The following is a 20,154-nucleotide window of genomic DNA, read 5'->3' on the forward strand; positions in this document are numbered from 1 at the left end:
ATATCTTATAATCAGTGTGTTTCACTTTTTTAGCGGGATAAAAATTACTGTTTAGTCCTGCAATGAGTTTATACATGCTGCTGTTTTACCCATTAAGCTAAAATAAATTAACCGGGTTGGTTTCGCAAGCAGCATACTTGCTGTATTTTAGGCGTAAGTTTCTAAGGGCGAACCAAAAACAAGGCATCGCGCGGTTTAATACCTCTACCCTAAAACACTTGCTCATGAAAATCAAACTTGCATTTTTGTTAATGCTGATCTCAATTTCCGGCTTCTCCCAAAACAAAATCCCCGTTATTCGCGCCAGCTCAAACCAGGCCCAAATTTATGAGCAGCATAATGCGGTAACAGATTGGCATATCAACCCCAAAATAAAGCCTGATATTTTTTTAACCGGGAAATTGACCGGGCCTGAAATTATAAAGTTCAGGACAGATGTGGATTCCCTCAGCTTTCAGCTAAGGCCCGGGCAGCACAAAGATTTCATTGTCCTGCTCAATGGCAAAGATTCCTGCCTCACCAGGATTCAAAGTCCCCAGACGAAAGACCTCAGCAAACTAACGGCAGAGTTTCATGACACCATCCCCTTTTTTATTAATAAATTCAACACTAACTACCTGCCTGTGGTGCTTAACGGCACTGACTCCTTATTGCTGAATTTTGATAGTGGTGCCACTGAAGTATGTATTACAATTGATGGCTTAAAGCAAAAGGTCAGATCGATGCCTAAGCTTTATCATACTGCCTATGATATACAGGTAGGCACCCAGATCTTCAAAAGCAAGATCTACGATATAGCAGTAGCCGGCAACGAAGTTGACGGCCTGTTGGGATGGAACCTGTTTGATGGAATGATTGTTGAGTTAGACTACGACCACCATAGAATGATCGTCCACTCTAAAATGCCCCGCCAGCTCCTGCATTCCGGTTATTCCAAATTCAACATTACGTTTATTAAGAACAAACCCTTTATTGAAAGTAAGATCTCACAGAACGGCACCACCAGCAAAAGTCTGTTCTTTTTTGACCTGGGTTACCAAAGAACGGTGATGCTGGATAACGACGCGCTGACAGCGTCGCTATTTCCGACCGGAAAAATGAAGATCATTAAAAAGATCATTATGCACGGGACGAGAGGAAATGAAATACCCGTGATCACGGCTAACCTGGAAAGTTTGAAAATTGGCAAATTTGAACTCAAAAATATTCCGGCGCAAATCATGACGCAGGGTAAACCCATGCCAGGCGTAAATGTTCATTATTTGGGCAGTGATGTATTAAAAAGATTCAATACCGTGTTTGACTTTCAGCAAAACGTACTCTACCTGAAGCCGAATCAATTATATGGAACCGACTATGCTGATCAGAAAAAAAGCGGTGCTTAAATTATTGCAGCCGTTTGCTATAAAATAAGGCGGCAGAAGTTTTTAAATATGGCCGGTGGATAGTCTCATTAATAATTTAATAAGACAAAGGCAAAAATATAAATGAAAGAGCAACAACCGGCAGGTGTCTTATGGGAGTCGAACCCTACCGCCTATGCGGTTTCACCAGCGAAGTATCAACCGCCTACGGCATCTTTCATTATGCTTAAAAAAAAGGGCAAAAAGCAACCAGTGAGATTTTTTATAATTAGACTACTGCAATTACCCGCAGGCAGAATTTTAATCTGCACCTTTTCCCGAAGGAAACGTCATACCGAAGTATCACCAGTTTACGGCACCTTTTTTAGGTTTTAAAAGAAGAGCTAAAATTAACCAGCGTTTGGTTTTTGCGTGACAGGCGAAGTAACGCTGATCTACGGCATCTTCTTTATTTCTTAAGGGCGATGGGCAATATGCGCAGAGCCAAAGGCTAACTGCTCTACCAACTGAGCTACAATGGATTGCTCCCCACACTGGGCATAATTCGAACCCATTTATGGATCAAATCGCTGTTTTAAATGAATTGAAGCGGTTTTAGTTGGCCCTAAATGAGCACAACCAAAACCACTTTACCAACCTAATAAGTGTTTGACTGGAGGCATTTGAAATCGCCATTTATAATAACAATCTTTTACACCAACAGATCTTCCATCCCGAATGCCGTCAATACTTTTTCGAATTCAACTTTAACGGCATCGTTGGCCCTTTTAGTGATATCTCCTGTTGAAGAATCAACAACCGTCCTTAATGGCCGTTGACCTTTCGGTAAACTGATCAGGTTTACTATCGCATCCGCAACTTCCTGGGGGTCTGGCTTAGCAGTTTCAAACATTTGTCCAATGGCTGCGAACATTTTATTGGGAACATCAGCAATCACTTTATAATCGTCGGCAACTGATGCGTCAGAACCAACCTGCATCTTTTGCGACATTTCCGTAGGGAAAGCACCTGGTTGAATAATAGCTACATCAACCCCTAAAGGTCTTAATTCATAATGCAAGCCTTCGCTTAAACCTTCCAAAGCAAACTTTGAAGCACTGTATACTACAGAAAAAGGAGAGGAAAATCTGCCATATCCGCTTGAAACGTTAATAATTAAGCCTTCTGATTGTTTACGCATAAACGGTAATGCTAACTTTACCAATCTCCATGGCGCGAAGACATTGATATCAAACATCCGCTGCACATCTTCAGTGGTAGAACTTTCGGCTACACCGAACATCGCGGCACCGGCATTGTTTACCAAAACGTCAATCGTTCCTTCTTTTGCGATGATCGCGTCAATAGCGTTTTTTATACTTGTTTCATCAGTTAGTGACACATCCAAAACAATAACATTTTCTACCTGTGCCAAGGCTTTTGCTTTGTCAGCATTTTTACCTTCGGTATCCCTAATGGTAGCATAAACTTTATGCCCTAAGGCCGCAACGGACTTGGCGGCAAGCCATCCGAAACCGCTATTCGTTCCTGTAATTAAAACAACTTTTTTGCTCATTTTTTGTTATTTAAAATAATGATGCAAAGGTTGGTATCTAAAAATTGGAACCATTTACCATTTGGTAAAAAGCAATTTCAACGGATATTTTTTCTTATCCTGCTCAATGACTGTTGAGTGATCCCGAGGTAAGAGGCGATATGAGAAAGAGGAATACGATTGACAAGGCCAGGGAATTGTTCAATAAAAGATAAATAACGGGTGGTTGCATCTTCTGAAACTAATGGGCTCCTTCTTTCAATCGTTTTTAACAAACAATTTTTTTCTATCAGACCTTTTATAGCTTCCCAGCAAATAATTGTATTTCCGATCTCGTCCCAGTCTTTCTTTGAAAAAACAAGCAATCTACAATTGGTAACAGCCTGTATATACTCAGAAGCTACCACTTGTGCCTCAAACTTTTGCTGGTCCGAAACAAAATGATTCTCTTCACTGAATGAATGAGTGATCTCTTCGCCTTTGTTGTTGTAATAGCAGAAACGAATTACCCCTTCCAGAAGAAATCCAACTTGCCGGGGGATCTTTCCGGCTTCCGAAAAATATTCATCTTTATGAAGTTCCAGCGTTTTTGCTTTGCTCATAAGGAAATCTGTTTGCTGCTTATTCAGATTGCCAAACTTCAATATGTAATTGATAAACTCTTCCATAAGTTAAATATCGAATTTATTGCGGGCAGTTTATTTACCATTTGGTAAATAATACGGTCGGTCTTTTAACGATGTTTAGGTCTTTAAACTTGCAAAATTCCATTTTTCCATATTTTGATTGATGGGCTCGAACCAATTCTACTCAATATTTTAACGATCTGACAAATATTTATTGCTTTTGCCAAATCGAAATATCTTTCTAATAAAAAACACCACCAATTTTTCAATCGATGGTCTTTGCTCCAAAGGCCGGGATCGAACCGGCGACACGAAGTAGCGCATATTTACGGCACCTTAATATTTTAATTTCTTAAAAAGGGTAAAAAACAACAAGTGAAATACACCTTGCGGTGTTCCTGCTCTAACCAATCTGAGCTACAGCGGCGTTCGCAATAGCGTGACGCCGAAGGCCGGACTTGAACCGGCGACCTGGACGTTATGATTGAAGTAACACTCATTTACGACACCTTTTTTATTTTCAATTTCTCTAAAAAGAAGGGCAAAAAACAATAAGCCATTCATCCCGCCGGTAGCATATAGCCCGGCAACGGTTCCCTGGTCGAAGTAAGACTTATTTACGACACCTTCTTTTATTTTTTATAAGGAGCAACAGGCGAACGCGGGACGGGGGCACGCCTTTGGGACTCGAACCCACAGTTTAGCTTACACTATACTGACCAGCCCCCACAAATGGTAGCGAAGTAACCCGTTTCTACGGCATCCTTATTTTTTAATTTCTTTTAAAATTATGGGGCGTTAGCTTCCCCATACTGGTTTACAGTTCTATGTTATTGATAGCATCTAATGCCGAGCCTCCGTTTTCCAAAGCAGCTAACACCTCAAAAACTTTGTCGCTCCAGCCGGCTACCAGGTAAACGTCATTGCGCAATATTTGCAATGGCGCTTGTCCGTAACCTTTCAGGTCGAACAGGTAGAGTTTCGCGTTTGGCGATACCTCTGCCTTGTAGCGCAACCATAGGTTTTGGATATGGTCGGCAGTGTTATTGCTGTTCCATAACTGTGCATCGGTAAACAGAAACACCTTGTCCATTTGTTCCCTGCGTTGTAATAGATCCTGGATAACCAGGTAGCCATTGGTGCTGTAACCCACCTCGCCCTCGCGGCGATAAAACTCCTGTACGTTACCTAAGATGTTGTTACGCGGTACCACAATGGTTTTCCATGTATCACCAAACATACCTACCTCCACGTTTTTACAACGCGATTGTAACAGCATGGCCAGCATTAAGCCCACATCATACAACAATATCTTGCTTTTAGCCGATACCGGTGTCTGCATTGACCCCGAAACATCGCACGCTAACAGCACACAGGTTTCGTAACCGAAGCCTTTTATATTGGCAGCGCTTGCCTGTACCGCTTTTTCCAAAGCATCCAGCAACTCGCCAGTGTAACCTTTGTTTTGGCCCTGCATTAAAGTGGTCAGCTTATTAACCAGGTTTTGCGCAGGCACTTTGGTAATAACCGGGTTAATCAGCTCGCGGTAAGCGGCCAAATAACGGAACGGAAACTGTTTTGCCCTGGCAACTTCATCGGCATTGGCTAAACGAGCGCATACTTTTTCAAAGTGCGCATAGCTTACGCCGGCTTCCTGTATGTTGCGCAGGTTCCGCAGCAGGGCCATATAGCCCAGCTTCCCGCTGTCTATCAGTTCTTCCCACTTAGCGCGGAACGCCTCTGCCCTCGCCTCCGCACTGTCGAAATTCAGCTGACCTAAGGCCGACAGCTCTGTTTCCCAGGTGTAAGGCGTTTGCAGGTCGCCGTTCACTATTTTGTTGAACAGCACTTGTTGCAATTCGTCCTTTGCTTTTGGGTGAACCAAAAACAAGGCATCGCGCAGTTTAATGGCGCCATCGCGGTTATATTTACCAAACTGGTATTCGTCAAAACGGTTAAAAGAGGTGCTTAAACCTTTTTGCAACTGCTTACTCAGGCGGTTCAGTTTTTTAGTGCCTTTGCGCTCGTTCAGCAATTCATAGCAGGCCAATAGCTCGGTGATCTCGTCCGCACGGCCTATCACGCCATCGGTAACCCGGGCGACCAAATTGTCGCCCGAGTGTAGCTTAGCCAATTCCGTAACCAGCACCAGTGGTACTGAACGCATATACATTTTAGTGCGGGCGTATACAGCCAGTTTACCCACAAACACAGGGTTACACGCGGGTATCAGTTTTTGCAGGCGTACTAAACGCTCCTGGTCTTTTTCATAAAACGAGTCGTTCAAGTTCCAGGTAACTACGGCGGTGTACAGTTCCATCTCCGGCGACAGCACAAAGGCTTTCTCGCCCGCATGGTTAACGGTCTGGTTTCTGAATTTGCTTAACAGGTTGAATTTCATTGTGAACCTCCTTTATTTCTTAATGTTGATACAAAGAAATAGAGGTACTGCGCAGTGTATTTGCGCAGATGGGATTATTTTAGATTTTAATAAAAAATGAAAACGTCAGTGTAGTTAGAGTCTACAAGCATAATCGTACGAAGTTGTAAACTTCGGACAGCAGGGGTGAGGAGGGCATAAGGTCACAAGTACCCTCAGCGCAATGATCGGAATTGATACTCGCCTCAGCAAGGGCTTATTAATGTTTGTTAAATTATTATCTTAGAGAATTCTTTCTAAGCCTTCATGAAATCACCCGATCAGTTTCCTCATCAGCAAAGCGCCGTAAACGTTATTACCGAAAATATAAAGAAGGATGTTAGGCGTTTGCAAATCGCTATGGCACCCGGAACAGGTAAATACCAGGTCATCGCCGGGGTCATCGCCGAGTTGCAAGAAATATTCCAACCATACAGTCGCAAAGTACTCGTGATTACTGGTAGCAGCGCTTTGCAGCAGCAGTTACTAGCCCAATTCAGGGCAGATCAGAGCGATTATCTCGTTATAGATGATTTTAGTATTTTAAATTCGGACGAGCCCAGCATCAGTGTTTGCACCTTACAGTCTTTGCATGATAATAAGCGGATGAGGTTGCGAGAAATGAAAAGAAAGCCTGATGTCATTATTTCGTTGGACATTGGTCCGGATCAGCCTTCGCTCAAATCATTCTTAGCCAGCTATTCAGAGGCTATTCAGATCGCTTTTGTTAACCATCCTGGAAAAAGTAACTGGTTCGGCGATCCTATCTGGGCTTATAGCGTATCAGACGCTATTAATGATCAGATACTACTGCCTTTGTTTATTAAACAAATTTCTTTTACGGATTTTCAAAAAACTGCGGAGAATGATCAATTTCCTGATGATCAGCCGCATTTAATACAAGCCGCCCGTATATTTTTGACTGAGAATAAAGATCAAAAAGCTATTGTTTATTGTCCCTCGGTGGTTTTTGCCAAACGTTTTGCAGAAGAGCTTAATCAAACAAATAAAGGACTAGCAGTGGTTATCCATGCAGGGCTCCATATGGGCGAACGACGTCGTTTGATTAGCGAATATCAGCGCAACCCCAACCCTGTGGTGCTTTGTTCCGCGTCGGTACTGGGAGATTTCAGAGAGTTGGCTTTAACGAAGACTATCGCGATTTTACGGAATACCAGTAGTCAGATAGAATTACAGAACATGCTGGTTCCGGGCTTATTGCCTTTCGCTGATAAGGAACAAGGTATTGTTTTGGATTTTGTGGGGCTGAAAGGCTTGCTTGGCTCATTAGGGATCAATGGTAAAGAGGAATTTGAAGATAGTGTTGAGAGTAATGTTGTGATTGAATCTGAAGGTAAAAAGCCAGGACCTGATAAACGCTATTTTAAAAAGGCAGATATTCAATTTCGCGATAAAAAGGAAATTGATGGCGTATTGGGTGTTGGCGAGTTAGCTGATGAATTGGCTGAAATTATTACAATGATGCCGGCCGAGCAAGGTTCGATGATCGGTATTTTTGGTAAATGGGGACGGGGTAAAACTTTTTTGATCGACCAGACCTGGAAGAAGCTCAAGGCTGGAAAGAAATTTATCAAAGTAGACTATCATGCTTGGAAATACCAGGACACGCCTGCCACTTGGGCCTATTTATATGAGTGTCTTGCCGAGGCTTATTTTAAACCAGACGTATCTTATAAAGTTATTAAATGGCTCATCGGCATTGGGCGCGTCTTCTGGCTAAATATAAGGCGCAAAGGGCTTTGGCCTTTATTCAAGTTTATCGGAATTATCTCAGCTGGTGGTATTGCCTGGCTATTGTCAAAGGAGTTATTCAGCCAGTTGAATAAGGATCTGGAGACATTGCTTAACCGGCTTGGATTATCGCTTGCCATTTGTACTACTGCTTATGCCTTATTTGTTTCTGCTAAAAAAGAGTATAGCGCTAAGGCTAAAGATCTATTCCTAAAGTATTCGACGAAACACTCGTTCAAGGAACATCTCGGTATTCAGGCGGAGATACAAAAGGAAACGTTGACTTTATTGAAAACCTGGATACCTAAACGGAAGTTGAAAGACCGCAAGATCATTTTATTCGTTGAGGATATTGATCGCTGTAATGAGGTCAAAACCATACAGATCATTGATTCACTACGGGTGCTTTTGGAAGATCCGAAAATAGCTGAAAGGATAGTTGTCGTAACCGCAGTGGATGAGCGGATATTGAAACTAGCAATCAAAATGAAATACTATGCTTTGGTTTCATTGGATAAAGCAGAAGCTGGCAAGGAAAATGAACTGCGTAAAGCTTTAAATGCGATGGTCAATGAATATATTGACAAGCTATTTATTGCCGGGCTTAAGCTAGGGAATCTATCTCTGAGTGAATCGGATGAGTTTTTCTTGGCGCTTACGAAACCTGACCGTATAGAAGAAAAGGCGAATGAGCTGACCGCTATTCTTACCAGTGACAACAATCGCGAATATGGCAGATATTCTCAGCAAATCCGGGATCATGATTTTGATCAGATGGTTATTGACTCAGAATTGGCAAACCAAGAAGATTGGTCTTATGAGGAACCGGATTTTGCTATGGATGTTCTTGAGGGGTCTGAACCTTTGACCGAGAGCGCGCCTATTGAAGATACGGCAAATAACGCACCTTTGAATAAGTTGAGCAATGATGAGGTTGATATTTTGCGCGTCAGTATCGCTAAATACAAGGGTGTAACGCCTCGGCAGATCAGGGTGTTTTATTATCGTTATCTGATTGCAAAGAATTTATTGATCAGGCGTTACGAGAAAATGGGTAGGACCAGTGTATGGCAAATACATTTTAATTGCCGTGTGCTGGCTACGCTTATTGTTAGTTATACGGTTCACGAAGAAGCTGGCATTTTAGAGGGCCACCTAATGTCTAGTTTAGACAATCAGCAACAAATGCAAAGTGTTGCGTTAATGAAGGAAACCGTTATTAATGGTTTTGATTACCAACAATTGCTGAAAGTATTGTCTATCGTAATCGCTTATTAAGCAAGCTTGGATCTTATCAAAATATTAATTTGATGATAATTGTATAATCTGACTCGGTTTACGCCGCTACTATTAATGGCAAAATTTTCTAATTAAAGAGCCGACCGGCAGAATATTTCAGAGCAAGTAGTTGTCCAAAGAATGTCCAGTACATTAGATCTGAAACATTCCACCTAAATTTCAAAGCGTTTGACCACAAATCTCACGAACGACCCTTGCTGTTCGAAGTCGGAGACTTCGACCCCCTATGCATATAGTCTTCAGACTATCGCAATTAAACAACCATAACGGACCTGCACCGTGTCGCCCTTCTCTTCGACAAGCTCAGAGCAGGCTCTAAACTCAGGGTGACACTTGCTTTTTTTCAAAGTCCGAAGCCTTAAGTTCAAAGTCAAATAAGGATTTAAAACTCGAGACTCAGAACTTAAGACTTAAAAACTCAATCCTCCGGCCTCTCCCTCGCATCCGCCATTCTCACAATCCTCGGCTCAAACATGGCTAATACTTCTACCAGATCATTCTGCGCTGCCATTACGGTGTGTATGTCCTTATAAGCCATCGGCGCTTCGTCCATATCGCTACCCATCAGGGTGATGCGCTTATCAATCAGGTTGGCGGCAATAACGGCTTTATCTAACGTTTTAAAAGCCGCACTCCGGCTCATTGCCCTGCCCGCACCGTGGCTAGCGGAGTTGATGCTGGCTGCATCACCTTTACCGCGGACCAGAAAGCCGGGTGTACTCATGCTGCCAGGGATAATGCCTAACACACCTTCGCCTGCCGGGGTTGCGCCTTTACGGTGTGCCATTACCTCGGTACCATCGGCCAGTTGCTCTTTCCAGGCAAAATTGTGGTGATTTTCAATCATGCTGATGGGCTTAACACCAAGGGCCCGGGCAATTTTGTTATGGATCTCGTGGTGGTTGGCGCTGGCATATTCGCCGGCCAGGTTCATGGCAATCCAGTATTCCTGCCCTTCGTCTTTATCCAGATCTAACCAGGCTAAATGCTTGGCTTCGGCAGGGAGCTTGGTTTTGGTCATGGCGATACGGCTGTAATAGTCGGCCACGCTACCGCCAAAACCACGGGAGCCGGAGTGTGAAAGTAAAGCCAAATACTTACCGGCCGGGATCTCGGCCAAAGCGCCTTCGGCAATATCCAATTCGCCCCATTCCACAAAGTGGTTACCGGTACCGCTGGTACCTAATTGCGCATAGGCTTTATCTTTAAGTGTACGGATCAGCTTTGTTTCGCCCCAGGTCTTACTGTCAAACAGTGAACTGTCAAAGTACGATTTGGTAGTGCAACCCATCCCGAAATAGGTGTTATCCACCAAAATGGTTTTCAACTTGTCGGTTTCGGTATCAATAGCTTCGGCAGGCAGATCAAAAATGCTTAAACACATCCGGCAGGCTATGTCCACCCCTACCGCAAACGGAATAATGGTATTGGCCGTGGTAGCCAGCACGCCACCAATGGGCAAACCATAACCCTGGTGCGCATCGGGCATTAAAGCGCCTGCAACGGCAATGGGTAACTGAACTGCTGTACGCATCTGCGCTAAAGCACCTACCTCAATGTTTTCCAAACCCCATACCGGGAACTCAGCTATCTCTTCTTTCAGTTTAAAGTTGCTCCGCTCCTGCTTCACAAACTTGCCCTCTTTACGCATGGCAATCACATCTTCGGCCAGGTTTTTAAACTTGCCGCCCTTCTTTAAGGCGTAGGGCATCGGGTCGTCAATCAGGGCTTCCAAATTGGCCAGCATCTCTGGCTTGGCCATCACATTGTGCTTTAGCAAACCATTAGCCACGCGACTAAAGTTTACCAAAACTTCCACATCATTAATGCCTAATGCCTTTAACTCGTTGTTGCCTATTTTTTCCTTTTCCATTATATCAATACTAAAGGTATCATTTAACAATTTAAATTCTCCGGGCTAAAACCCCTCTCCCCGGATCAGGAGAGGGGGCGTTCGTGAACGCGTTCAGCCTTTCGACACTACAAAGAGAAACACCAAGTGCGCAGCGTATTTGCGTAGTAAAAAATAATTTAATAAATTCATCAAAAAAAATATCACAGTTGGGGTATATTTAAATATGATTGCACATTTAATACATTATAAAGGGAAAGGCATATGGGTGTTGGCTGCACCGATGTTCGTGGGTTTAATTCTATTTACAGTTGCAGATGGTTTTGCATGGAATGATAAATATATAGGTGCAATTACATTTTTACTATCGGGTGTAATCTTATTCTTTATAGATAGTAATCGTAAAAAAGTAACGGAAGGCATAATAGTAGTACGCACGGTCAAATTGCCTCGCGAAAAAAGAAAAAATACTTTCATGTGGATAGAAGTAAGGTATTGGGGGATACTTATTGGTCTGATCGGACTTATTTGGCTGATAAATACATAAAAAAAATAAATCCGAAATAGAACATCCGAAATCCTATATCAAAATATGCCTGTTAACCGCAACGCCCTGATCCGCTACCGCACCATTGACCAATGCCTGCAAAACCATTTCAAAAAATGGACGCTGGATGATTTGATAGAAGCCTGCGGCGATGCCATTTATGAATACCAGGGCATTGATACGGGTGTTAGCCGCCGCACCATACAGGCAGACCTGGAAATGATGCGCAGCAACAAATTGGGTTACGAGGCACCCATTGTGGTGGTTGACAAAAAGTATTATACGTACAGCGATAAGAATTACAGCATTACCAACAGTCCGCTTAACCAACAGGACATGCAGGTGCTGAGCGAAGTATCAAGCCTGTTAAAGCAGTTTAAAGGCTTTAACCATTTTACCGACCTGAACGAGATGGTGAGTAAACTGGAAGACAAGATCTATTCGCAAAAAACGCAAAGCACACCCGTAATTGACTTTGAAAAGAACGATAACCTGAAAGGTTTGGAATGGATAGAGGTGATCCGTAAGGCCATTGTAGCCAGGAAAACCATCTGCATTACCTACCAGTCGTTCAAAGCAAGGGAAGCAAGTACTTTTTGCTTTAGCGGGTACCTGTTAAAAGAATACCGCAATCGCTGGTTTGTTTTGGGCATGCAACACAAGCGCAATGCCCATATCATGAATTTGGCTTTAGACAGGATCCAGGCGATAGAAGAACACGATGAAAAATACCGGGAGAACAGGACACTCGACCTGGCAACCTATTATAATGATTGTATTGGGGTAACCAAATCTCCCGGTCAGCGCGATTGCGAGGTGATTTTTTGGATAGATGCTGCGAATGCGCCTTACGTGATAACCAAGCCATTGCACCATACCCAAAAACTATTGAGCGAAGATGAAACGGGAAAGATATTCAGCATTAGGGTGATCCTGAATTTTGAGCTGGAACGGGAGTTGTTGGGCTTCGGCTCGAAAATGAGGGTTTTAGGGCCGCGCATTTTGGTAAAACAGCTTAAGCAGCAATTAACTAAGACTTTGGAGAATTATAACCGGGACAGCATAACAACACCGCAATTACCCTAACTTCGAATGATATAATGAAATGAAGCGCAATCAGATCAGGCCGGAATGGGTACCTTCGGGATACAGGGATAAGCAGGATAAAAATTCAGCCGTTGAAGCATCGTGTATTGTGCGCACCTTTTATAACCGTAAAAATACTGTAGCAAAAGCTGGCTTTAAGCGCAGGAACTTGAAATAACTTCACAGATCAGCCCTGCTAATAAACTCCTCAATCAACAAATCGCCGCTGATGGCGAAGCGCGTTGAAGATCATTATTTAATTCTTATCTGCCAGGTAAAATGCTCCCCTGGTCAAAGTTTAGCATCGCGTAACTTAGACCTAAAGTGCTTTCACCTTAATAAAACAACCGGCACTAAACCTTTCTGATCGGTGTAATAATCCCTCGCTTAAAAAAATAAAAAATAAAGGATTACCCGGCAGCTACGCAAACCGGATGGGGAACAGCGAGTAAAGGAATAGTTAAGCCTGAAGCCATCTTCCTGGTTTTGCTGCGATGCACCAGCGAACTCCAGAAACCGTATTTGCCGGGCACCATGATCAGCAAATCGGCTGATGAGGCAATAACCTCGTTTTTTATCGCTTTAACAATGTTGTCGGACTGCACATCTTTATAAAGGTAAGTTATGTCGCCGGTCTTTTCCCGACGGATTTCAGTGTCCGTTTTCCCGATATCCTGGTGTACATAAAAAACCTCCACTACCGGGCACAGATCGCCAATTTTTTCTTTAATGCCTGAAAGTACCTGCAAAGGGGAATCATGCAATACGTCACACGCCAGCAGCACTTTATCAAGGCCGCGAAATACAGCGCCGGCGGGAACCGCCAGTACCGGAAAATCCAGTTTGCCGATAGCGGCTGTTGTGGTGTTTCCAAAAATGTCCTGTTCGCGGCTTTCGGGCGCCATTCCCATAATTACCAGTGCTGCGTTGTGTTTTTCTACCAGTGCTTTGATGTTATCTTCCACAAAAGCATAAGCGGTTTCATGGCCGGCTATGATGCCATATTCAGCAGCAACACGTTCGGCAGCAGCCCTCAACCGGTCATTGTTCTCCTTTTCAAGCGCCGTAATGCTCGATGAGGGCAGCAGGGTGTTTGAGGCAGGCACAGAAAGTTTAAAAGCATTAAAAAGCAGCAGCCTGGCGTTGTAATATTTAGCCATTGCCGCGGCATAAGCCACGGCGTTTTCAGCAATGGGCGAATAATCTGTGGTGACAATTATGGTGTTCATATCAGTAGTTTATTTGTAGTTGATGAGCGGCATACTATTGTTTTACAACACAAGTCCGTTTCGTACTACAAGAATAATCAACTGCATGGCCGGGAGAAATGACGGCAGGCACCGGGTTTGCTGATGCATATCATATTTTAAGGAGCCGGGCATTGGTTTCGGGTTGATGTCCACACCTGTTCCACTTGTTCCACCGGCCAAATCCTGTTCCATTTGTTCCGTTTGTTTCACCTGATCACACTTGTTCCGCGGAACAAGCGGGGCGGCGGCTTACGGACTTGTTTCTTCGCGCTTTTAAAACAGAAAAAGGCGTTTTCCACAATCCATTATATTTAAGGATGATTATAGTAACATTGCAAACAAGATGGCAGACATGAACCCGGTGATGCAGCTCGCCTATGATTACCTGGAAATGACCAATACGGTGGTGTTCCTTACGGGTAAAGCAGGCACGGGCAAAACCACTTTTTTACAGCGGATAAGACAGGAACTTAAAAAGAAACTGGCTGTGGTTGCGCCTACCGGTGTGGCAGCAATTAATGCAGGCGGCATGACCATCCATTCCATGTTCCAGCTACCTTTCGGGCCAATGCTTCCAGGGGGCACCGAGCGCCCGGAGGTGCATTACAGTCCGGAAAAAAAGGAGCTGCTGCTGAACCTGGAATTGCTGGTGATTGATGAGGTGAGTATGGTACGGCCCGATGTGCTGGACCAGATAGACCTGATCCTGCGCAATGTAAAGGGTTCGGCCCATCCTTTCGGCGGCGTCCAGCTGCTGCTCATCGGTGATCTGTCGCAGCTAAGCCCGATCATCCGTGAAGAGGAATGGGGCATCCTGAGGCCTTACTATTCCACGCCTTATTTTTTCAGCAGTTTGGTGATGCAGAAAGCTCCCTACGTGCGGATTGAGCTGGATCATGTGTACCGCCAAAAGGACCAGGCTTTTGTGGATATCCTGAACGAGGTGCGCAACCAGGAAATAAGCGCCACCAGTTTGGCCTTGCTGAATGAACGGTATGTGGCAGACTTCAGGCCATCTGCTGATGATCCCTATATCACCTTAACTACGCACAACGGCATTGCCCAGCACCTGAACCAGCAATTGCTGGAAACGCTGCCCGGCGAAGAAGTTGAATTTAAAGCCACCATTCGCGGTGAGTTCCCGAGGGATGCCTATCCAACGGAAACAAACCTGAAGCTCAAGATCGGGGCGCAGGTAATGTTTGTGAAAAATGACGGTTCGGCCGAAAAGCTGTTTTATAACGGGAAGATCGGTACCGTGACTGCTATCTCTGGAAATACTGTATTTGTGCAATGCGGCCGCGAAGCAAGAGAGATAGCAGTAGAGGCTGTGGAATGGACAAATGTAAAGTACCAACTGGAAGGGGAAGCTATTAATGAAGCTAATGCCGGCAGCTTTGCGCAGGTGCCTTTGAAACTGGCCTGGGCCATCACCATCCATAAAAGCCAGGGATTAAGCTTTGACAAAGCCATTATTGATGTAAGTGAGGCCTTTGCGCACGGGCAGGCTTACGTAGCCCTGAGCCGCTGCCGCAGCCTGGCCGGAATGGTACTGCGCAACCCTATCACCGCCGCCAATATGATCGGCGACCCGGCGGTTGGCCGCTTTAATGAACAGGCTAAAGCCTTGCAGCCGGATCGGCAAAGACTGGAGCGCGACCGGGAGCTGTACCGCCTGTACCTGCTGCAGGAGTTGTTCAACTTCAGGCCCTTGCAAACCAGGGCACGGAGTTTTGACGACTTGCTGCCTGAACTGCAAACCCAGGTTTTGGACGTGGCAGACAAATACCTGCGGCAGTTACAGCCCGACCGGAGTATGCCGGCCGCCGCCTATTTCCTGGAAAAGTTGCGCACCGCGACAGAAACGCTGCATCGGCAATTCCCGGTTTTGATTGGCGATTCAAAAGATAAGGCCGGCAAAGCTGACCAGCTGATGATCTGGCTGATGAACCGGCTGCGTTTGCTGGGACACTTTTCGCAAAACCCTTTTACTACAGCCGGCTACCTGTCGCTCGCTGAAAATAAGATCAAATCGTACGATAAGTCTTACCTGAAAGCGCTGAACGCCATTCCTAATGAAAAGCTCTATGAGCAGATCCTGAGCTGGCGGGAAGATACAGCCGTAAAAGAAAAGATCATGCCCGGCATGGTGCTATCAGAAAAGACAGCGGCTGTAATCTCAGAGAAACTACCCGCCACACTAAAAGCATTAAGCGGTATCAAAGGGGTAGGCACGCAAAAGGCCGCACAATACGGATCAGACCTTATCGGCCTGATCCGCGTTTATCAAAATGAGTTATCGGGCGGCGGGACGGAACAAAGCAGCTTGTTTTAAGCGAGTTCCCGGTTCAAATCCGCCGGTTATTTGGTAAAGCCGGCCAGCAGGTCTTTCTGCCAGTTTTCCCAATGCCCCGCTTTTACGTAGTCGCTAATGGGCTTTTTGTATTTATCCTGCGCGTAAATGTACTTCAGTATATCTGTTGCCGGGCCGCTTAAACGGTCATTCGGGTTCAATATCGCATCAACCAGGTTTTCTGTAAGTTCATTATCAAACCAGTTCAGGCGCTTCAATGCCATCATGGCCCCGGTGCGGGTCCTGAACTCGTAAGATCCGCTGGTAAGCTTCACCAGGTCGGTAGCATATTGAGTTTTGTTCTCCGCTAAGAAACTCAGTTCAAGCCATTTGATCAGTACATTCTTATCCTGGTTGCCTTCAATTCCCCGGGTCGTTTTCAGGTAGGTTTCCATCTTTGCCGGTTGTGCAACGGAAAGCTTTTGCAGTGCCGTTTCTATAATGCTGTATGACGAATCGGACAGCATGGCTTCAACACCGGGTAATAATGCGGCGGTATGCAGGTTCGCGCGTGCAAGCGCAGCCTTTCTTACATTAACATCCGCATCAGCAAATGCTGCTTTAAACAGCGAAATGCTCCCGGCTGAAGTATCAGCGGCCAGTTGCGAAAGCACTTCGTTTTTAATCGGGTAAAACTTCTCGTGATGGTAAATAGCTAAAAGCGCTTCCCGTTTTTTGTCGGGAGTTGTATTTCGCATGGCGGAAACAGCATCATACCGATCCATGAATTGATCAGCACCGTTTGCCTGAGCCTGTAACATGGAAAATGGCTTTGCAAAGCTTACGGTTTTAAGCACTTCGCTTCCCGGGTCGAACAATACGAACGCCAGTTTACCATGGCCGGATGAAGGAATTCTGATCACCTCTGTTTGCTGCTGGATCCAATACTGTTTACGTACTACAGCGTGATCCTCATAGTGCAGTTCTATCCAAACGGGCATCTTAAACAGCCCTTTACTATATCCGGTTAAAGAGGTTGGTTCCTGTGTTTGAGCTACCACAAGTTCGGTTTGTGATGTCTGCTCGTCTAAAGTAACATGGTAATGTGGTTCACCGCCGCGGTACAGCCACTCATCCCAAAACCATTCCAGCTGCATGCCGGTACTCTCCTCAAAAGCATTCAACAGGTCGTGCGAATCCACATTCTGGTAGGGATGCTGATCCAGGTAGTGTTTAATCGCTTTGTTATAAGCTTCGCGGCCCCCTACCACATATTTAAGCATATTCAGTACGTAAGCGCCTTTCCCGTAGATAAAAGTGCCGCCGGCATTGCTGTGGGCTATCCCAAACTTATTGCGCTGTGCCTCGTCAATTGCCGCGTTTCCATTGCCCCTGCGCGACCATGCAAAGTAATCTTCACCAAATACCTCGCGCTCAAACAATTGGTCATAATAAGTGGCAAAGCTTTCCTGCAGCCATTGGTGGGCATCGCTCTTGGCCGTAACATAGTCGCCAAACCATTGGTGTGCAAGTTCGTGCGCATCAACTGCAACATAAGTGCGGTCCAGGGCTTGTCGTGCGTCAGACACATAAAAATCACCGAATATAGTAGCAGTGGTATTTTCCATGGCCCCGAACATGTAATCCTGAACGGGTATTTGCGAGTAGCTTTCCCAGGGGTACTTTAAGCCGATCTCCTTCTCGTAAAAATCAACCATTGCGGCAGCATATTTATAGGTTGGCTCAACCCGGTTTGCCCAATCAGGATAATAATAGAGGTGCATCGGCACGCCTGACGCCGAATGTGTTTCCTTGATATTATACTGACCAATGCCCAGCATAATCAGGTAAGGCGCCTGCGGGTGACTGATCAGGTAGTGCCAGGTATTGGTGCCATCTGTATTGTTTTTAACGTTTAAAAGCTTTCCGTTAGATAACACCTTATATCCTTTATCAAACGTAACCAGCATTTCAGAAACTATCTTATCGTTGCGGTCATCGTACATCGGGATCCAGTACCTGTTATCGGTAGCTTCGCCCTGGCTCCATACCTGTTTCCGGCTCAGGTTGTTTTTATCGTTCCAGCCGATAAAATAAAGCCCGCGGCGCGGATTGGCTTCGTAAGTTATGGTTAAACTGTCTGTTTGGTTCCAGTGTAAGGGTTTTTCGGGAAGAATAGTAATGCCCGCGCTGTCGGCATGGTATTTAACCGGTTTGCCATTAAGCAGTACCTTTTGATAGGTCATTTTTATACCGTCAAGGTAGATGGAATCTACCGTGGGGCGCAGCGGCGTAAAATAGTGTGTTACCGTGCCGCTGATGTGCGAGGCAGCGGGTTGTAATGCAAGCTGTAAGCGCAGCCGCGTGAAATTAACATTATGGTCCCTGGGGGCAAACCCTTCATCGTCGGCGTAACTTTTTGTGGGGATTTGTGCCAGCGAGCGGCCGGCGAAAGCGCATAGCAATGCCAGGAGAAACATTTTCTTCATTATCGATCAGTTAATAGCGTTATCAGGCGCTGAAGGTATTACTATTTTTTCAGCCGTGCAGCTATCAGTCTGTAATTTTATGGAGACGGAAATCCCGCTGTAATTCCTGTGTTATTTCCTTATTTCATAATGAAGTTCCACCATCCCGCTTTTATAGGCGGTTACGTTTTTAAGGTGTAGTGCCTGTTCCGGTATCATTTGGTCGAAAAAGCGTAATCCATCGCCCAAAATAATGGGTAAAACTGACAGCCGTATTTCATCGGCCAGGTTTAAGCGGATAAAATCCATGGCAAGTTCAGCGCCGCCAACCAGCCAAACATTTTTATACTTTGGTTTCAGGCGGTCGTACACCAGTTGGTGCAGGTCGCCCGAATACATTTCAACATTCTGCCTGTCAACCGGGAGCTTTCGGTGGGTGAGTACAATAACCGGCACCTCCCCGTAAGGCCACCCGTACGATTTTGAAAGTTCCAGCGCGAGTTCATAGGTGCGGGAACCCATTACGTAGCAGTCTATTGTTTGCAGAAATGCGGCTGCATCCTGTTCCGTAACATTAACGCCTTGCTCATAGTGGTCGGCTGTTTCAAACCATGAAACGCTGTTGTCTTTTTTGGCGATATAGCCGTCAAGACTCGAAACCATGTGGATCGTTATTTTGGATAGATCTGCCGCCATATTAGTTAAATGATCGTCTGAATTCCAATGGGGAAAGGTTTGTTTTTGTCTTGAACAATTTACTAAAAGATTGCGGATGTTCAAAGCCCAGCTTGTATGCAACCTCACTTACCGACAGGCTGGTAGCTGATAATTTCTCTTTTGCTTTTTCTATCAGTTTATGGTGAATGTGCTGCTGTGCATTTTGCCCGGTCATGGAACGCAGCATATCACTTAAATAACTTGGCGAGATATTTAAATTTTCCGAAAGGTATTGAACCGTGGGGATTCCCTGGTTTAAGGATTTTTCGTTCTCAAAGTATCCGTCTAAAACATCTTCCAGCTTCTGTAACAGGTCATTGCTTACTGCTTTGCGGGTAATAAACTGGCGCTTGTAAAAGCGGTTAGCATAATTTAACAGCAACTCAATTTGGGAAATGATCACATCCTGGCTAAAATCATCAATCCGGCTGTTCAACTCCTCTTCAATAATTTTGAAAATGGAAAAAATAGTTGCCTTTTCCTTATCCGACAGGTGCAGGGCCTCATTAGCCGCATAAGAGAAGAAACCATATTGTTTGACCTTTTTTGCCAATGGATAATTCCACAAAAAGTCCGGGTGGATCAATAAGGTATATTGCGAGCAGATCTCTCCATCATTATTGCCGTGGTTGCCAATAACCTGGTTAGGTGCGGCAAATAACAGGCCGCCTTCATCAAAATCATAATAATCCTGGCCATACTTTAACTTGCCGCCCAGGCTTGGCTTGTAGGAGATCTTGTAAAAATGCAATACATTAGATTGGGGCATATTTGATAAAATGAGGCGGTTGGTTGCCCCATCTACAAGGCTGATCAACGGATGTGCGGGCGCAGGCAAACCAAAGGCCCGGTGCATATCTGTTAACGATTCCATATTAACATGGCTGTTCTCTTCCTTTTTCATTTATTAAAGTTAAAGCAATTATACCCGGCAATGCATCTCATTA

The 20,154-nt window shown here is 44.8% G+C and carries 15 protein-coding genes; 6 read left to right on the forward strand and 9 right to left on the reverse strand.

All coding sequences use genetic code 11. The annotated features are described in order from the left end of the window. The first annotated feature begins 224 nt into the window (after window positions 1-224). Window positions 225-1,385: a hypothetical protein gene (locus MuYL_RS16640; protein WP_094571632.1), complete on the forward strand. Its 1,161-nt coding sequence runs from the start codon at window positions 225-227 to the stop codon at window positions 1,383-1,385. A gap of 670 nt (window positions 1,386-2,055) precedes the next feature. Here MuYL_RS16640 and MuYL_RS16650 read toward each other — a convergent pair. The 3 genes from MuYL_RS16650 to MuYL_RS16660 form a co-directional block, all read right to left on the reverse strand. Further along, window positions 2,056-2,919 carry an SDR family oxidoreductase gene (locus tag MuYL_RS16650; RefSeq protein WP_094571634.1) on the reverse strand — a complete coding sequence of 288 codons (864 nt, stop codon included), beginning with the start codon at window positions 2,917-2,919 and terminating at the stop codon, window positions 2,056-2,058. 77 nt (window positions 2,920-2,996) lie between these two features. Beyond that, a complete protein-coding gene (locus MuYL_RS16655) occupies window positions 2,997-3,566 on the reverse strand; it encodes a Crp/Fnr family transcriptional regulator (protein ID WP_094571635.1) in 570 nt (189 codons plus the stop codon). Between the two features lie 775 nt (window positions 3,567-4,341). Next, window positions 4,342-5,925 (reverse strand): TROVE domain-containing protein, encoded by a 1,584-nt coding sequence (locus tag MuYL_RS16660; RefSeq protein ID WP_094571636.1) that lies wholly within the window; start codon window positions 5,923-5,925, stop codon window positions 4,342-4,344. 285 nt (window positions 5,926-6,210) lie between these two features. Between MuYL_RS16660 and MuYL_RS16665 the strand changes: the two genes are divergently transcribed. Next, window positions 6,211-8,973 carry a P-loop NTPase fold protein gene (locus MuYL_RS16665; protein WP_094571637.1) on the forward strand — a complete coding sequence of 921 codons (2,763 nt, stop codon included), beginning with the start codon at window positions 6,211-6,213 and terminating at the stop codon, window positions 8,971-8,973. A 439-nt stretch (window positions 8,974-9,412) separates the two neighbouring features. On the opposite strand, the gene MuYL_RS16670 is transcribed toward MuYL_RS16665, so the two are convergent. Further along, window positions 9,413-10,867: an RtcB family protein gene (locus tag MuYL_RS16670; protein ID WP_094571638.1), complete on the reverse strand. Its 1,455-nt coding sequence runs from the start codon at window positions 10,865-10,867 to the stop codon at window positions 9,413-9,415. A gap of 205 nt (window positions 10,868-11,072) precedes the next feature. On the opposite strand from MuYL_RS16670, the gene MuYL_RS16675 reads away from it, so the two are divergent. Genes MuYL_RS16675 through MuYL_RS23290 form a run of 3 tightly spaced genes read left to right on the forward strand, consistent with a single transcriptional unit; the run spans window position 11,073 to window position 12,657 of the window. Then, on the forward strand, window positions 11,073-11,393 hold the full coding sequence (locus MuYL_RS16675; RefSeq protein ID WP_094571639.1) for a hypothetical protein: 321 nt from the start codon (window positions 11,073-11,075) through the stop codon (window positions 11,391-11,393). Between the two features lie 45 nt (window positions 11,394-11,438). Continuing rightward, window positions 11,439-12,479 (forward strand): helix-turn-helix transcriptional regulator, encoded by a 1,041-nt coding sequence (locus MuYL_RS16680; protein ID WP_094571640.1) that lies wholly within the window; start codon window positions 11,439-11,441, stop codon window positions 12,477-12,479. Window positions 12,480-12,498: 19 nt separating this feature from the next. After that, window positions 12,499-12,657, forward strand: a complete 159-nt coding sequence (locus MuYL_RS23290; RefSeq protein WP_157740917.1) for a hypothetical protein — start codon at window positions 12,499-12,501, stop codon at window positions 12,655-12,657. 232 nt (window positions 12,658-12,889) lie between these two features. On the opposite strand, the gene MuYL_RS16685 is transcribed toward MuYL_RS23290, so the two are convergent. Together MuYL_RS16685 and MuYL_RS23295 are read right to left on the reverse strand one after the other, a co-directional pair. Continuing rightward, window positions 12,890-13,708, reverse strand: a complete 819-nt coding sequence (locus tag MuYL_RS16685; protein WP_094571641.1) for a universal stress protein — start codon at window positions 13,706-13,708, stop codon at window positions 12,890-12,892. Between the two features lie 42 nt (window positions 13,709-13,750). After that, a complete protein-coding gene (locus MuYL_RS23295) occupies window positions 13,751-13,921 on the reverse strand; it encodes a hypothetical protein (protein ID WP_157740919.1) in 171 nt (56 codons plus the stop codon). 151 nt (window positions 13,922-14,072) lie between these two features. Here MuYL_RS23295 and MuYL_RS16690 point away from each other — a divergent pair, with 151 nt between their 5' ends. Next, window positions 14,073-16,064 (forward strand): HRDC domain-containing protein, encoded by a 1,992-nt coding sequence (locus tag MuYL_RS16690; RefSeq protein WP_094571642.1) that lies wholly within the window; start codon window positions 14,073-14,075, stop codon window positions 16,062-16,064. A gap of 26 nt (window positions 16,065-16,090) precedes the next feature. Here MuYL_RS16690 and MuYL_RS16695 read toward each other — a convergent pair whose 3' ends face one another. The 3 genes from MuYL_RS16695 to MuYL_RS16705 all read right to left on the reverse strand — a co-directional run bounded on the left by MuYL_RS16695 (window position 16,091) and on the right by MuYL_RS16705 (window position 20,111). Next, window positions 16,091-18,511, reverse strand: coding sequence for a M1 family metallopeptidase (locus MuYL_RS16695; protein WP_094571643.1), 2,421 nt, complete (start codon window positions 18,509-18,511; stop codon window positions 16,091-16,093). A gap of 111 nt (window positions 18,512-18,622) precedes the next feature. Next, complete coding sequence (locus MuYL_RS16700; protein ID WP_211710173.1) at window positions 18,623-19,186, reverse strand: dihydrofolate reductase family protein; 564 nt, start codon at window positions 19,184-19,186, stop codon at window positions 18,623-18,625. 1 nt (window position 19,187) lies between these two features. Next, complete coding sequence (locus MuYL_RS16705) at window positions 19,188-20,111, reverse strand: helix-turn-helix domain-containing protein (protein ID WP_094571644.1); 924 nt, start codon at window positions 20,109-20,111, stop codon at window positions 19,188-19,190. Window positions 20,112-20,154: the final 43 nt, after the last annotated feature.

This window comes from Mucilaginibacter xinganensis (assembly GCF_002257585.1).
GTDB lineage: Bacteria > Bacteroidota > Bacteroidia > Sphingobacteriales > Sphingobacteriaceae > Mucilaginibacter > Mucilaginibacter xinganensis.

Coding starts and splice junctions, on each gene's coding strand:
- MuYL_RS16640 (WP_094571632.1), top strand. CDS start 225: ATGAAAATCAAACTTGCATTTTTGTTAATGCTGATCTCAATTTCCGGC.
- MuYL_RS16650 (WP_094571634.1), bottom strand. CDS start 2,919: ATGAGCAAAAAAGTTGTTTTAATTACAGGAACGAATAGCGGTTTCGGA.
- MuYL_RS16655 (WP_094571635.1), bottom strand. CDS start 3,566: ATGGAAGAGTTTATCAATTACATATTGAAGTTTGGCAATCTGAATAAG.
- MuYL_RS16660 (WP_094571636.1), bottom strand. CDS start 5,925: ATGAAATTCAACCTGTTAAGCAAATTCAGAAACCAGACCGTTAACCAT.
- MuYL_RS16665 (WP_094571637.1), top strand. CDS start 6,211: ATGAAATCACCCGATCAGTTTCCTCATCAGCAAAGCGCCGTAAACGTT.
- MuYL_RS16670 (WP_094571638.1), bottom strand. CDS start 10,867: ATGGAAAAGGAAAAAATAGGCAACAACGAGTTAAAGGCATTAGGCATT.
- MuYL_RS16675 (WP_094571639.1), top strand. CDS start 11,073: ATGATTGCACATTTAATACATTATAAAGGGAAAGGCATATGGGTGTTG.
- MuYL_RS16680 (WP_094571640.1), top strand. CDS start 11,439: ATGCCTGTTAACCGCAACGCCCTGATCCGCTACCGCACCATTGACCAA.
- MuYL_RS23290 (WP_157740917.1), top strand. CDS start 12,499: ATGAAGCGCAATCAGATCAGGCCGGAATGGGTACCTTCGGGATACAGG.
- MuYL_RS16685 (WP_094571641.1), bottom strand. CDS start 13,708: ATGAACACCATAATTGTCACCACAGATTATTCGCCCATTGCTGAAAAC.
- MuYL_RS23295 (WP_157740919.1), bottom strand. CDS start 13,921: ATGGAACAGGATTTGGCCGGTGGAACAAGTGGAACAGGTGTGGACATC.
- MuYL_RS16690 (WP_094571642.1), top strand. CDS start 14,073: ATGGCAGACATGAACCCGGTGATGCAGCTCGCCTATGATTACCTGGAA.
- MuYL_RS16695 (WP_094571643.1), bottom strand. CDS start 18,511: ATGAAGAAAATGTTTCTCCTGGCATTGCTATGCGCTTTCGCCGGCCGC.
- MuYL_RS16700 (WP_211710173.1), bottom strand. CDS start 19,186: ATGGCGGCAGATCTATCCAAAATAACGATCCACATGGTTTCGAGTCTT.
- MuYL_RS16705 (WP_094571644.1), bottom strand. CDS start 20,111: ATGAAAAAGGAAGAGAACAGCCATGTTAATATGGAATCGTTAACAGAT.